This window comes from Luteirhabdus pelagi (genome assembly GCF_016827595.1).
GTDB classification, from domain to species: Bacteria; Bacteroidota; Bacteroidia; order Flavobacteriales; family Flavobacteriaceae; genus Luteirhabdus; species Luteirhabdus pelagi.
Window position 1 is genome coordinate 40872 of sequence record NZ_JAECMS010000005.1, and the last position, 12841, is coordinate 53712.

Genomic DNA, 12841 nt, shown 5'->3' on the forward strand with positions numbered 1-12841 from the left:
CCCTAAACCCTTATTGGATAAGGGTTATTTAGATTATGTCATTTTTTGGCACACCCACTGGCATCTTGATTGCTTTACACAGAACAAATAAAAATTTTGTAAAGCGCAATGAATCCAAATCCATTTAATCTATGCCCAAGTTGTTTGTTTAGTACAACTTGTGTGCTTACAAACCAGAAACATACAGTCTGGTCTTGTAGCGAATACGAAGAACGTAAAGAAGATTCTTCAATCAATATTAAACCTACACCCATTCAGGAAAGCAAAAAAGAGCCTGAGATGGCATTAGTCTAATTCTTCAATAAAATGAAAATGATTTTTAACGCATTAATAGCTGCAATTACAGCTAAAACGATTAGAAAACAGAAAAGGATGCCAAGCTATATCGTGACAAAATATCACGAAAGAAGCATTGCAAATCGACTTTTCAAGTAATAAAATATCAGTCAATTTAGATAACAATTATGACAACAATAACAGCAGAATTGAATAATAAAAAAAAGAAAGTTCCTGTAAAAGGTATGATGGATAACGTGATGCAGCAATTTCATAGTGCTGCAGATCACATTGAACTTCACCCCAATATCAGAAAGATATTGAGTATAACTAACAATGAGATAATCGTGAATTTTCCAGTAAAAATGGATAATGGGGAGGTTGAAATCTTTACGGGCTACCGTGTGCAACACAACAATGCACTGGGACCTTATAAAGGCGGACTTCGTTACCATCCAACGGTTGATATTGATGCAGCTAGAGCGCTGGCAATGTGGATGACGTGGAAAACCTCTTTAGCAGGATTGCCTTATGGTGGTGGAAAAGGTGGAATCCAATTGGATCCTTCTAAATATTCTGAAAATGAATTGGAGCGCATCACCCGCCGCTTCACCTTTGCCTTAGCTGACAATATTGGCCCAGAGCACGATATACCAGCTCCAGACGTAAATACAAATAGCCAAACAATGGCTTGGATAGCCGATACGTATATGAGTACAAGGCCACCGGCAGAGCGCACTGCAAATCAACACGTGGTAACTGGCAAGCCTGATGGAAGCGGAGGACTCGAAGGAAGAGATCGTGCCACAGGATATGGAGTATTCCTAAATATCAAATTCTGGGCAGAAAAAAATAATGAAACCTTAATGGGTAAAAAGTTTATCGTTCAAGGATTTGGGAACGTAGGCTACTGGGCGTCGCATTTCCTTGAAAAAGAAGGAGCAAAATTGGTAGCCGTACAAGATGCCTTTGGTAGTATTAGAAGTACAAATGGCATTAAAGTCGAAGATCTCTTCAATTATTCAAAAGCAAATAATGGAAGCATCTCAGGATTTCCTGAAGCTTTTGACCTTGACAATGAAAAGTTCTTTACCACAGAGTGTGATATCTGTATTCCAGCAGCGCTCGGAAACCAAATAACAAAAGAAAATGCCCCTAAAATCAAAGCCCGTCTAATTGCCGAAGGTGCCAATGGTCCAACCAATGTAGACGGAGAAAAAGTTTTGTTAGAAAAAGGCATCACTATTATTCCTGACATTCTTTGCAACTCAGGAGGTGTTGTTGGCAGTTATTTTGAATGGTTGCAGAACCGTAATGGTGAGCTCTGGCAACTGGACGAAGTAATGGCAAAACTCGACAAAAAATTGCGTGAGTCATTCAACAAGGTTTATGAATATTCTCAAAAAGAAGGAATGGACCTTAGAACAGCCGCATATTGCCTTGCAATCAAGAGAATAGAAAAAGCCTACATACAACGCGGGATTTTCCCTTGATTTATGAACGTCAAAAAATTGAAGATATGAAATACGGAAGTTTAATACTGGAAAAAAAAGAGTATGTGTATTTAAAACGAATACTCAATATCTCGGGATATGCTGAGGATTTCGAGACACAGAAATCGCTGCAACGCTTGGGTGAAGAGTTGAAGACTGCGCAAATCGTGAACGAGGATGAATTGCCCATAGACGTCATCCGCTTTAATAGCAAAATCGTGGTCTATTCAGAGAGTGGCTGGGAACAAGCGATTCAATTGGTCGCCCCAGCAGACAAAGATGCCAAACAAGATAAGATCTCTATTCTCACACCAATGGGCGCAGCACTATTCGGTTATTCTGAAGGGGATACCATAGAATGGGATTTTCCTTCCGGAAAACAAAGAATCAAAATTGTGGCTGTAATCCAAGATAATTCGAAGAAAAAGATTGAAGTCCCTATATAAAAACCTAAAAATGGAAGCTTTAAAAAAAGAAATTTTTGAACACGATTCAGATGTGGATGTGACACATAAAATCAACACCATCGAACTGGATAACTGGATTAACCACCTTCAATACGTCAAAAAGGAATTGAAAAATTTAATTGGCCTATGTGGGAAAGAGCTGAACCAACGGGTAGAAGTGAAAACTATGCTCCAACAGTTTCAGAAAAAAGATGTTGAAAATGATACAATGCTTAGTGCATTACAAAAGTATATGAACTCTAGGGCACACATTATAGAGTGCGAAGATACCCAATGCGATATGGCTTATATCACGGAGCACGAATCGTATAGGAGAAGCTATCTGTATCATTTAGATAAGTATAGAAGACTTAAGGACGAGTTTTTCAGTAAAGTCCAAGGCAACTTGTTGCACATTTCGCAATAAACAATTCTTTTGGAAGTCGCACTACCATATAGAATTGATGCACAACGAAGGCTTTGCATTAAAAAGGATCTTATTGAACTGAGTGGATGGATAGACGTGCTCGCTCAGATAAACGAAGAGATTGATTCTTTAAAAATTATTGAAAAGCAACTCATTAAAGATTCCGCAACAAATTCATTCCTTGTAGGGATACGAAGAAAAAACACGCTTGTAATGGGTGTATTGTGCAATTATGAAAAAGAGCTAAATACCGAATATGAATATGGTAAAAAAGAGTATAACGTACAACGGGCAAAGGAACACGAAAAGAAACGAACAGTATTCAACGAACTAATGAATGAATTTACAACCATTAAAAAGAAAATATATCACCAATTATCTAAATACGAACGTAAATAAAACCCTTTCAAATGAAAAAAGTACTGATTCCTGTTAACGTTAAAAACAACAGCTATGAAGCCGTGGACAACATTGTACATTTCTTCAAGAAAGAGCCATGTGAATTCTATTTTCTTAACACCTATTATTACGATATAAATGGGTTGAACGCTATTGACCTGTTGCACGCAGATGACGAATATTTTGAGAAACCGAAACGGGAGTCCGAAAATAAGCTAGGCCAAGTTATTGACAAGTTCATATGCAATAACAGAAATGACAAACATAGATTCAATGCCATTTCGAAATGTTCCGATCTAGTAATTGCTATAAAGAGTATTGTGAAAGAGTTGGGTATTGATTTGGTGGTGCTTTCGGGAAGCGAAGAACAATCAGATCGCAACCGATACGGGCGAAACACAAAAAGAATCATCGAAACCATACGAGAATGCCCTGTAATCATTATCCCCGCTGCCGTAAATTTCGAAAAGAAACCAAAGTTCGTTTTGGTTTCAAATTTTGAAGTTGACCTACCTAAAGCCGAACTCGAGAACTGGTATGACTTAGTTAGAATAACAAAAGGGAGTATAAAAATAGTATCTTTTTCGAGCAAGAACGAACTTAGTGAACTCCAAAAAGTAAATCAAGATAAAGTCCGTTTTCAGCTGGAGATGCTTTCCGAGAATCCAATCAAGGTAGTATATATTGAAAATGCTCCAGCACTAAAGGATTTTGCCCACTACCATTCAGATTATATCGTATGCCTTATGGACCGCAAGCCAAACTTTTGGAGAAAATGGGGTATTTCACACTCTCAACTGATTAATATAGGTCCGTTGCACAGCACCCCCGTAATGGCTCTACACAGGTAAATATGAAAGAAATGAGTAACAGAACTTTCTATATAGTTGCCGCGCTAATTGGCTTTTTCACCATTGCTATCCTAAGTTGGTTAGTGCCGGCACCTATTTTTTGAAAACCATAGATGAAACCATCAAACGAATTGTCGCGGAAAGCGAAGGATTTTCTAGACGTTAAAATGATGACGACGAGTCATCGAGTAGCCCCTACAAGAAATCGAGGATGGCTTTCATTGCCTCGGTGTGCGTCTTGAAGTGCATCCTACCAAATTACTGAAACCGTTTAGCAGTTTTCCGATTGAACCGGATGGTGATGAATGAATCTATTTTCTTCCGTCTTTTTGAGAATTTAACGTAAATCCAACCATGTTTTCACGCATTACGAGGCCATTTGACGCAAACCGCAAAATATTTAGAAATTCGATTGAGTTTTATACGTCTAAAAACCAGTCATTTAACATAGAAATGGAATGTGTAACATCGCGCAGCGTGTTACCCTCTTGCTATTCAAATTTCACACTCACGTGTGAAAATTTCGAACAAAGTGACTTGAAGTAGTTTAAAACGTTTTAAAAAGGGTAAGTTAAAAAATCAATACCTATACAAATTACATTTTATCGATTCTCAAACAAAAAAGAAAAACCATCCCATCAATTTCGAAACGATTTACTTATTATATCCAGAGCGTTTTCCTTTTTTGATATTCTACTAGGATGGAACTGCATCTAATAACTAGATGGATTGCGATAACTTTATCGTTATCATTATCGATTTACTTCCCATAGAGCCATCGCTGTTGCCTTTTTTGATGCTTGGGTCAGTACAATATTCAGGTTTGGTAAGGCGTATAAAAAGTGAAGCGAAGCGCAACGGTTTATGCCGCCGTCCAAAAATGAATGTTGTTATTTTTGCTGTCAAAAAAGCACTCTATCTTGGACAAAAAGATAACAAGTACTGTATCAAACATGAAATAGGGCTATTTGGATTCAAATTAGGAGGCTAAAAGATTAAATTAATATGAATTTATGGTAGTCAAAACCATTTCTATATAGTCTTCTGATGGAAGTATTTTAGGAGTTTAACTTGCAGGAAAATTGTATGATAATAAACTATCTTTATTAAAACTTTCTGTCTGGCATTAATTTTAGTTGAGATTGCGTTAATTTTATCAACAATCTTTCTTTTTGTACCTCATTTACACCTCACACTTTTGAAACCACTGTAAATAAAGGAAAGTTAGATATTGCATCGGAAAGTAGTTTTTACGCTCTCTTCACCGTAAATAGCTCCACCTTTTCTTCCTTGCCTTTCAATTTTACTTCGCCTTTAGACAAAAATTTAAAATTTTCAGCTTTTATCATTTCTTCGGCAATAGTCTTGGAAACTAGGATGGAAACTTCAAATGAATTACACAGCGCTTGAATTCTAGACGTAACATTTAACACATCGCCTGTAAACAATAATTCCTTTTTCAACACACCGATTTCGCCAGTTGTTACCCTTCCCATATGGATTCCAGCCTTAAAGCAAGGCTTTTCTCCAAAATGCTTGTCATACCACAAGAGGTTGTTATGCAAAGCCTCTTTCATTTCAAAATAGCAATCGGTTGCAATTTGAACGGTTCTTTTATTCCTGTAGACCCAAGTAAGCACCATTTCATCCCCTACATATTGATAGACGGTCGGGTCGAAAGGTTTGGCGGCTTTAGAAAGATCGATATAAAACTGCCTGAGTAATTTGAAATAGTGCCTATGGCCCAGTCTTTCAGCTATTGCGGTAGACGACTTCATATCGAGAAACATAAAGATTCGGGTTTCTTCTATCGGATGATGGTACTTCCCCATAAAAAAATTTCGTAGCACGCCTTGTCCCACATAATCTCGAATTTCAGCGTAGAAGATAGTGAGCAGTAGGGATACCGCCATTTGCAGGCCTGTACTTAGAAATGTAGTACTGTATAAATACGCCAAGTATCGATTCCAGACGTCAGCTTGCAAGACGGATAATGACATTTCGAGGCTGGCGGCGATGGGAAACGTAATCGTGATGATAATAAACAGCAATAAGCTATAGACTATTAGCTTAAAAAATACTTTCTGGAGAAATGATTGGTTAGCGAAGGCTTTTTGCAGAAAACGGATCTCTACAAACCCGATTAACAATCCCACGACAAAAACGGCTATACTTGCAAAGATGAATACTTCAGGCGTTAGTGAGATAGCCGTATCACGATACGCTTCAGGGCCATCAGCAGCAGCGTATTCTACCAATAAAAAAACCCATCCCAACACCAACCAAATAAATCCGAAGGGAAGGATTTGCCGTATATTTCGCAACAGTAATCGTAGTGGCATGAAACGAGTAGTTCTAGCTAAAATAGTGCGTCCGTATGGTTTCACAAAAACTAATAATGTCTTCATCTCAACAAATTCAATTTAACTATTTGATTTACAACTGTTAATCCTTTCTAAATTAATGGGTTATTCTTCTTCATTCCGAAAGAGAACCTGTACCTTTGCCCCTTCGATAAAAGATTGAAAATCAATTATTTTAATTTTATGAGTAAAGCAACAGCAAAAGACACAGTACGTGTACATTACACAGGAAAGCTTGAAGACGGACAGGTATTTGACAGTTCGGTACAACGCGACCCTATTGAAGTTACCTTGGGCCAAGGAATGTTGATCCCAGGTTTCGAAAAGGGAATCGTTGGAATGGAAGAAAGTGAAAAGAAAACAATCAATATTCCTAAAGAAGAGGCGTATGGCGACGTGAACAAGGAATTGTTTCACAAAGTGCCAAACGACAACCTTCCTGAGGAAATTAAGCCGGAAGTGGGCATGGGCCTTATGGCCAAAAATCCTGACGGATCTGAGCGCCAATTGCGTGTTGCGGAAGTGAATGACGACCATATCATTGTAGATGCAAATCACCCATTGGCAGGAAAAGATTTGACCTTCGATTTAGAATTGGTAGAAATCAAGTAAATTTTTTCTACATCACTATATTGAGACCTGGGAGATTTCCCGGGTCTTTTTATTCTCAAGGCAATGAAACAGCCATATTTTAGTAAATCTGGAATTGTTATAGCGGTTCTGGCTGCTCTTGTGACAATTATCGGACTTGTTACGGGTTGGTATTTTTTCTTCATTCTCTGGATACCACTAGGATTTCTGTTTCAAAATAACCGTGAGAATTAATCGGTATCAATCCCGTATCAATTAAGTTATAGTTGCTATTTTTACGCCTCGACAGATTTGCTCCTAACATGAATCTTAAAAAATTAGAAAATACTAGCGTTTTAATCACTGGCGGAGCCGGATTTATCGGCAGCAACCTATGCGAATATCTTTTGGAGAATGGTAGTAAGGTTCGCTGTCTGGATAACTTTGCCACAGGTCATAAGCGAAATATCAAATCGTTCTTGGAACACCCCAATTTCGAGTTGGTTGAAGGTGATATCCGCGACTTGAATACATGTCAGCAAGCCTGCGAAAATCAAGATTATGTTTTGCATCAAGCTGCCTTGGGTTCGGTACCGCGTTCCTTGAACGATCCTATTACCAGCAATGAAGTGAATGTTAGTGGCTTTTTGAATATGCTTGTAGCGGCTCGTGACCAAGGGGTAAAGCGTTTTGTATATGCTGCTAGTTCTTCGACGTATGGCGATTCGAAGGTGTTGCCAAAGGTGGAGGAAAAGATTGGGAAACCACTTTCGCCGTATGCCATAACTAAATATGTGAATGAACTCTATGCCGAAATTTTTTATCAAAATTATGGTTTGAATACCATTGGATTGCGATATTTCAATGTCTTTGGAAGAAGGCAAGACCCGAAGGGAGCCTATGCTGCGGTAATCCCTAAGTTTGTCATCCAATTTATGAGGTATGAAAGTCCAACCATTAATGGTGATGGAACGTTCTCAAGGGATTTCACATATATTGACAATGTAATTCAAATGAATGTTCGGGCACTATTAACAGATAATTCAGATGCCTTAAATGAAGTTTATAATACAGCGGTTGGCGATAGGACCACCATAACAGGTATGGCTAAAGAATTACGCACCTATCTTAGTGCTTACGATCCTGAAATCGCTACCATAGAAATTAAATATGGTCCCAAACGAAAGGGAGACGTCCCTCATTCCTTGGCCTCGATAGAAAAAGCTTCGAAACTTTTAGGGTATACTCCATCGCATACGTTTTCGGAAGGACTAAAGGAGGCGGTAAGTTGGTATTGGGAACACTTAAATCAATAACAGAAATTCATGAAGAAAATTGCTGTAATAGGACTAGGATATGTTGGACTTCCCCTAGCGCGTCTTTTCGCAACAAAATATCCCGTAGTTGGCTTTGACATAAATAGAGATAGGGTAGCTGAAATTACTGACGGAAATGATAGCACGTTGGAAGTTTCTGACGGAGATCTTCAAACCGTCTTGGTGGATGCTCATACAATTGAAGAAGGTTTGCCTGGCTTATACTGCACAACTGAGATACAGGAACTGCAGCAATGCAATTATTATATCATAACGGTTCCTACGCCCGTGGATAAAAATAATCGACCAGTATTAACACCTCTATTTAAGGCGAGTGAAACAGTTGGCCGGGTCTTAAAAAAAGATGATATCGTAATTTACGAAAGTACCGTTTATCCAGGTGCTACGGAAGAGGATTGCGTTCCACTATTGGAAAAAGCCTCTGGTCTTACCCTAAATGTAGATTTTTTTGTCGGATATTCACCAGAGCGTATAAACCCTGGCGATAAAAAGCATACTGTAGAGAAGATATTGAAGGTTACTTCCGGATCTACTCCAGCGATAGGAAAAAAGGTTGATAAACTATATGCTTCGGTTATATCGGCTGGAACGCATTTGGCTCCTTCAATTCGTGTAGCAGAAGCTGCAAAAGTGATCGAAAATTCGCAGCGAGATATCAATATTGCTTTCGTAAATGAATTAGCAAAAATTTTCAACATGATGGGTATCGATACCCATGCCGTATTAGAAGCAGCTGGAACGAAATGGAATTTCCTTCCCTTTAAGCCTGGGCTCGTAGGCGGTCATTGTATAGGTGTAGATCCCTACTACTTAGCACAGAAAGCCCAGGAACTAGGATATCACCCTGAAATCATACTTGCAGGAAGACGGATGAATGATAGTATGGGGCATTATGTTGCAAGTGAAGTGGTCAAGTTAATGTTGCAGAATAACTTAAAAATAAAAAATGCCGAGATCTTGGTGCTAGGTATTACGTTTAAAGAAAATTGTCCTGATGTCCGCAATACGAAGGTCATTGATGTCATTAGACAGATGCTAGAGTACGAAACCAATATTACGATTTACGATCCATGGGCTGACCCTACTGAGGTTGAATCTGAATACGGATTAAAAATACTTAACAAGGTGCCAACGAAAACATATGACTGTATAATACTGGCGGTCGCACACCAAGAGTTTGCTGATATGGATTTTAGCGAAATCCTGCATGATAGCAGTGTCATATATGATGTTAAAGGAACGCTTGGCAGTAAGGCTAACAAGCGTTTATAGGTTTTTAGAATGAGTAGTGATATCCTATTGTTGCTCCTAGGCTGTCATCTACATTTTCAAGTAAGTCGTGTCCCCCGGAAATCGTAAATGCACCAAACGTATTTGTGGTATAAGCAATTTGTACTAAATTGTGAAAAGCTCGCTGCTTTGGGTTGAAAGGAACTGTATATGTTCCCAAGTTTTCTATCATGGTGGTTTTTAACAGAAGGTCCCATCTCTTATAATTCAATACCAATCCTAGATGTAGCGCTCGAAGTCGATTATTCTGAATACCCACTCCATCGGGCCTTATTTGAATAAAGGGCAGACCAATAATCCTGCGTTCATACGACCACCCTGATTGATATACACCACCATTAAAATAGTTATCGTTACCGCTTCTCCCTAATTGACCACTTTGATTCGTTGTCTGGATATATTCTGCCACCAGAGTCTTCAACAAACTATCGTACCTTTTTGTATTAGGGATGAAGGCTACTCCCCATATCCCATCTGGAAAATTCTGAAATCGAGTTCCTGATCCGTCTTCAATTGGATGTTCATGGTAGAACGAAACTATTCCGATGGAAGGTTTGTATTGATATTCAATACTGAAAAGCCCCATATGTTCTCCGGTAGCATTTGCCCTATCGGTCTCGGGAGCTGCCTCGCTCCCGCGACTCGCAAGAAAAACATCCCAAAAATCATTGAAATCATTTGGTTGTACACCATATTCTTCAGAAGTACCAGACCATTGCGCATAGTGTTCGACTTTGAAGGTAATAGTATTTCTTTCTGAAAAGTTCCAAGATAAACCAAGTCGTTTAAAATGAACCCATGCATTTTGTACGACTCGTTCATCGTTAAGAAAATAGTGCCCAAGCCCATAATCTATAGAAAGGGTGTTAGTGACAAACAGTTTTTTTGGAGCCTCCACTAAAAAGCCAGCAAGCGGCCTGCTATTTCCAGACATCCAAAAATTTTCTGCTACTACCGAAGCACCATTAAATCGTTCTTCTACTTTTTCACTACCTACCAGTATTCGTAACCAATCGTTCTTATATTCCAAATAAGCTTCCTTTCGTTGAAATTGATCATCAAATCCGTCGTGTACATAACCTGAAACCCCGATTGCTAAAGAATCATTTTCAGATAAACCATACGATATACGAATGGAAGGAGTAACTACGTAGGTGGTGGTCTCCGACAATGCTCCAGAGGTATTGGCGCTGATCCAGAATGGGTTTTTATCGGCATTGGCAAAACTACCCTGTAAATCGATAAAACCGTTTATGGAAAACTGGTGTGTTGACTGAGAGAAGCTTGAAGGGTTATATACCAACACAGTGAATATCAAAAAACAAAACAGGCGTGGCAAGCTTCCCATCATGAATCTTCTGAGATAATTTCGGTTTTAAAGGGTGAAAAATCTTGGTTTTTATCTTTCTGTATACCGGAATCGTCGAGCATCTCAAATTCTGAGTTTTTACTAATATATTCAGGTACCAAATCTTTCAATTCAGAAACGACTCTTGTGGCATCGTATCTAAGGGCAGCTTCAATAATTCTGTTTATCTTTTCGCTCACGGTATCGAAATCCTGTTCCAGATCTTTACTTATCAAAATTTTTGAATGGTGTGTCGGTAAGGCTTTGCTGGTATCCCCGAGCAACTCCTCATATAACTTCTCACCTGGTCGAAGTCCAGTAATTTCTATAGTAATATCTTCATTGGGAACATATCCCGCTAGTTTTATCATTTTGGTAGCAAGGTCCATAATTTTGACGGGTTCGCCCATATCGAAAATATAAATTTCGCCACCTTTCCCCATGGCTCCAGCTTCCAGCACCAACTGACAGGCTTCTGGTATTGTCATAAAATACCGAATGATGTCAGGATGCGTAATGGTAACGGGGCCTCCTTTTTCTATTTGGCTTTTGAACAAGGGAACTACACTTCCATTAGATCCTAATACATTTCCAAATCGAGTGGTAATAAATTTGGTGGCGTTTTTAGGGTTTCTCTTATAAAAGTTTCTAGACTGAACGTACATTTCTGCTGCGCGCTTGGATGCTCCCATTACGTTGCTGGGATTAACTGCCTTATCGGTGGAGACCATCACGAATCTTGAAACTTTATTTAGTACCGCTAAATCGGCCAAGTTTTTTGTTCCATAAATATTGGTGATGATTGCCTCGGGAGAGTTATCTTCCATTAGCGGTACATGCTTGTATGCTGCTGCGTGGTATACTACGTCGATCTTGTATCTCTTGAATAGCATCATTAACCGATTTCGATTGGCTACATCGCAGATGATACATTTAAAATTGAAATCCTTATGCTTCGCCTTTAATTCTAAGTAAAGCTCGTGCAATGGCGTTTCTGCTTGGTCTAAGATTAAGACTAGAGCAGGTTTATACTTTATAAGCTGTCGAACAATTTCACTTCCAATGGAACCCGCCCCCCCAGTAACCAATACGGTCTTGCCAAATAATTGCTTCGATTTTTCTCGATTGTGTAACACTATGGGTTCACGTTCAAGCAGATCCTCGATCTGTAGATTTCGGACCTGTTTCGCTACGGAGGTTTCAGCACTCCAGTCTAATACCAAGGGGCTATTATAAACTTTGATATTGTGCTCTAAACAGTCCTCAACTAATGCATATTTCTGGTTGGCAGTTAAGCCATCTCCTGATAATATTACTGCGTCTGCACCCAGTTTTTGGACCTCCATACCAATTCCACCCTCCACTTTAACTACAGGTTTTCCTAGTATCATCAGGCGTTTATTAGAGGCTCTTCGCGACAAGAAACCTTGAATTTTAAAACGTTGGGGGTGCTCAAGATCTAAGGCAGCTGCAATAGATATAGCATTCTCATCGATTCCTACTACCACCGCTTTTTCGCAACGTTCATTAGTTTGAAATACTCTGAAATACTCAAAAAGCTGTTTGATAGAAAGGCGAAACGTAAACAGTAAAACAAATGAAAAAAAGGAGTATACCACCAATGCTGCATTCAGAAAAATCTTTTCACTAGTAATGGCTATTGTTATCAAGTTGATAATCGTAAGTATGCCGAAGGCACTAATACTGGAAAGTATCAACTTTAAGGCATCCATATAAGACGAATGACGAATTAGGCCGGCATAGGTCTTGAAAATTAGCATCACAATTACATTCACCATCAGTACCAAGAGAATCTGTTGGTATGCTGGCATAAAATTTAGGTGATAGATATTTAAGTCACCGAGAACTACAACTGTTAACAAAATGGAGCATAGTAGTAAAATAGTATCGATACCAAGGACAGCCCATCTAGGCAGGTAGCGAACATTTCGTATATCGAGCCTGTTATCGCTAGAAGAGAGGATAACTTTTAATGCTCGTAAAAATTTCGACTTCATCATCTTTTCAATGGCTTGGGGCC

General features: G+C 38.9%; 12 protein-coding genes. 9 read left to right on the forward strand and 3 right to left on the reverse strand.

Going from position 1 to position 12841, the window contains the following annotated elements; all coding sequences use genetic code 11:
• The first annotated feature begins 464 nt into the window (after positions 1-464).
• From I4Q58_RS12680 to I4Q58_RS12705, 6 genes are all read left to right on the forward strand, one after another.
• A complete protein-coding gene (locus tag I4Q58_RS12680) occupies positions 465-1769 on the forward strand; it encodes a Glu/Leu/Phe/Val family dehydrogenase (RefSeq protein ID WP_203296268.1) in 1305 nt (434 codons plus the stop codon).
• A gap of 26 nt (positions 1770-1795) precedes the next feature.
• Positions 1796-2215: a GreA/GreB family elongation factor gene (locus I4Q58_RS12685; RefSeq protein ID WP_203296269.1), complete on the forward strand. Its 420-nt coding sequence runs from the start codon at positions 1796-1798 to the stop codon at positions 2213-2215.
• Entirely contained in the window at positions 2199-2642 is a 444-nt protein-coding gene (locus I4Q58_RS12690; protein WP_236002928.1) for a hypothetical protein, read from the forward strand. Before I4Q58_RS12685 ends, I4Q58_RS12690 begins: the two co-directional genes overlap by 17 nt.
• 9 nt (positions 2643-2651) lie before the next feature.
• On the forward strand, positions 2652-3041 hold the full coding sequence (locus tag I4Q58_RS12695; RefSeq protein WP_203296270.1) for a hypothetical protein: 390 nt from the start codon (positions 2652-2654) through the stop codon (positions 3039-3041).
• Positions 3042-3052: 11 nt separating this feature from the next.
• Positions 3053-3892, forward strand: a complete 840-nt coding sequence (locus I4Q58_RS12700; protein WP_203296271.1) for a universal stress protein — start codon at positions 3053-3055, stop codon at positions 3890-3892.
• 724 nt (positions 3893-4616) lie between these two features.
• Entirely contained in the window at positions 4617-4883 is a 267-nt protein-coding gene (locus I4Q58_RS12705; RefSeq protein ID WP_203296272.1) for a hypothetical protein, read from the forward strand.
• A gap of 259 nt (positions 4884-5142) precedes the next feature.
• Here I4Q58_RS12705 and I4Q58_RS12710 read toward each other — a convergent pair whose 3' ends face one another.
• The gene (locus tag I4Q58_RS12710; RefSeq protein WP_203296273.1) at positions 5143-6300 is read right to left on the reverse strand and encodes an adenylate/guanylate cyclase domain-containing protein; all 1158 of its coding nucleotides are present in this window, start codon (positions 6298-6300) and stop codon (positions 5143-5145) included.
• Positions 6301-6438: 138 nt separating this feature from the next.
• Here I4Q58_RS12710 and I4Q58_RS12715 point away from each other — a divergent pair, with 138 nt between their 5' ends.
• From I4Q58_RS12715 to I4Q58_RS12725, 3 genes are all read left to right on the forward strand, one after another.
• Positions 6439-6867 (forward strand): FKBP-type peptidyl-prolyl cis-trans isomerase, encoded by a 429-nt coding sequence (locus I4Q58_RS12715; RefSeq protein WP_203296274.1) that lies wholly within the window; start codon positions 6439-6441, stop codon positions 6865-6867.
• A 281-nt stretch (positions 6868-7148) separates the two neighbouring features.
• Positions 7149-8141, forward strand: coding sequence for an SDR family oxidoreductase (locus I4Q58_RS12720; protein ID WP_203296275.1), 993 nt, complete (start codon positions 7149-7151; stop codon positions 8139-8141).
• Positions 8142-8150: 9 nt separating this feature from the next.
• Positions 8151-9434: a nucleotide sugar dehydrogenase gene (locus I4Q58_RS12725; RefSeq protein ID WP_203296276.1), complete on the forward strand. Its 1284-nt coding sequence runs from the start codon at positions 8151-8153 to the stop codon at positions 9432-9434.
• 4 nt (positions 9435-9438) lie between these two features.
• Here the strand turns inward: I4Q58_RS12725 and I4Q58_RS12730 are convergent, their stop codons facing one another.
• Positions 9439-10803, reverse strand: a complete 1365-nt coding sequence (locus tag I4Q58_RS12730; RefSeq protein WP_203296277.1) for a capsule assembly Wzi family protein — start codon at positions 10801-10803, stop codon at positions 9439-9441.
• Positions 10800-12821 (reverse strand): polysaccharide biosynthesis protein, encoded by a 2022-nt coding sequence (locus tag I4Q58_RS12735; RefSeq protein WP_317194067.1) that lies wholly within the window; start codon positions 12819-12821, stop codon positions 10800-10802. The genes I4Q58_RS12730 and I4Q58_RS12735 overlap by 4 nt, the downstream gene beginning before the upstream one ends.
• Positions 12822-12841 lie beyond the last annotated feature (20 nt).

Bases quoted from the DNA above. Each gene is read 5' to 3' on its own strand.
- I4Q58_RS12720 (WP_203296275.1), top strand. From the start codon at position 7,149: ATGAATCTTAAAAAATTAGAAAATACTAGCGTTTTAATCACTGGCGGA.
- I4Q58_RS12730 (WP_203296277.1), bottom strand. From the start codon at position 10,803: ATGATGGGAAGCTTGCCACGCCTGTTTTGTTTTTTGATATTCACTGTG.
- I4Q58_RS12685 (WP_203296269.1), top strand. From the start codon at position 1,796: ATGAAATACGGAAGTTTAATACTGGAAAAAAAAGAGTATGTGTATTTA.
- I4Q58_RS12715 (WP_203296274.1), top strand. From the start codon at position 6,439: ATGAGTAAAGCAACAGCAAAAGACACAGTACGTGTACATTACACAGGA.
- I4Q58_RS12705 (WP_203296272.1), top strand. From the start codon at position 4,617: ATGGATTGCGATAACTTTATCGTTATCATTATCGATTTACTTCCCATA.
- I4Q58_RS12700 (WP_203296271.1), top strand. From the start codon at position 3,053: ATGAAAAAAGTACTGATTCCTGTTAACGTTAAAAACAACAGCTATGAA.
- I4Q58_RS12680 (WP_203296268.1), top strand. From the start codon at position 465: ATGACAACAATAACAGCAGAATTGAATAATAAAAAAAAGAAAGTTCCT.
- I4Q58_RS12735 (WP_317194067.1), bottom strand. From the start codon at position 12,821: ATGATGAAGTCGAAATTTTTACGAGCATTAAAAGTTATCCTCTCTTCT.
- I4Q58_RS12710 (WP_203296273.1), bottom strand. From the start codon at position 6,300: ATGAAGACATTATTAGTTTTTGTGAAACCATACGGACGCACTATTTTA.
- I4Q58_RS12725 (WP_203296276.1), top strand. From the start codon at position 8,151: ATGAAGAAAATTGCTGTAATAGGACTAGGATATGTTGGACTTCCCCTA.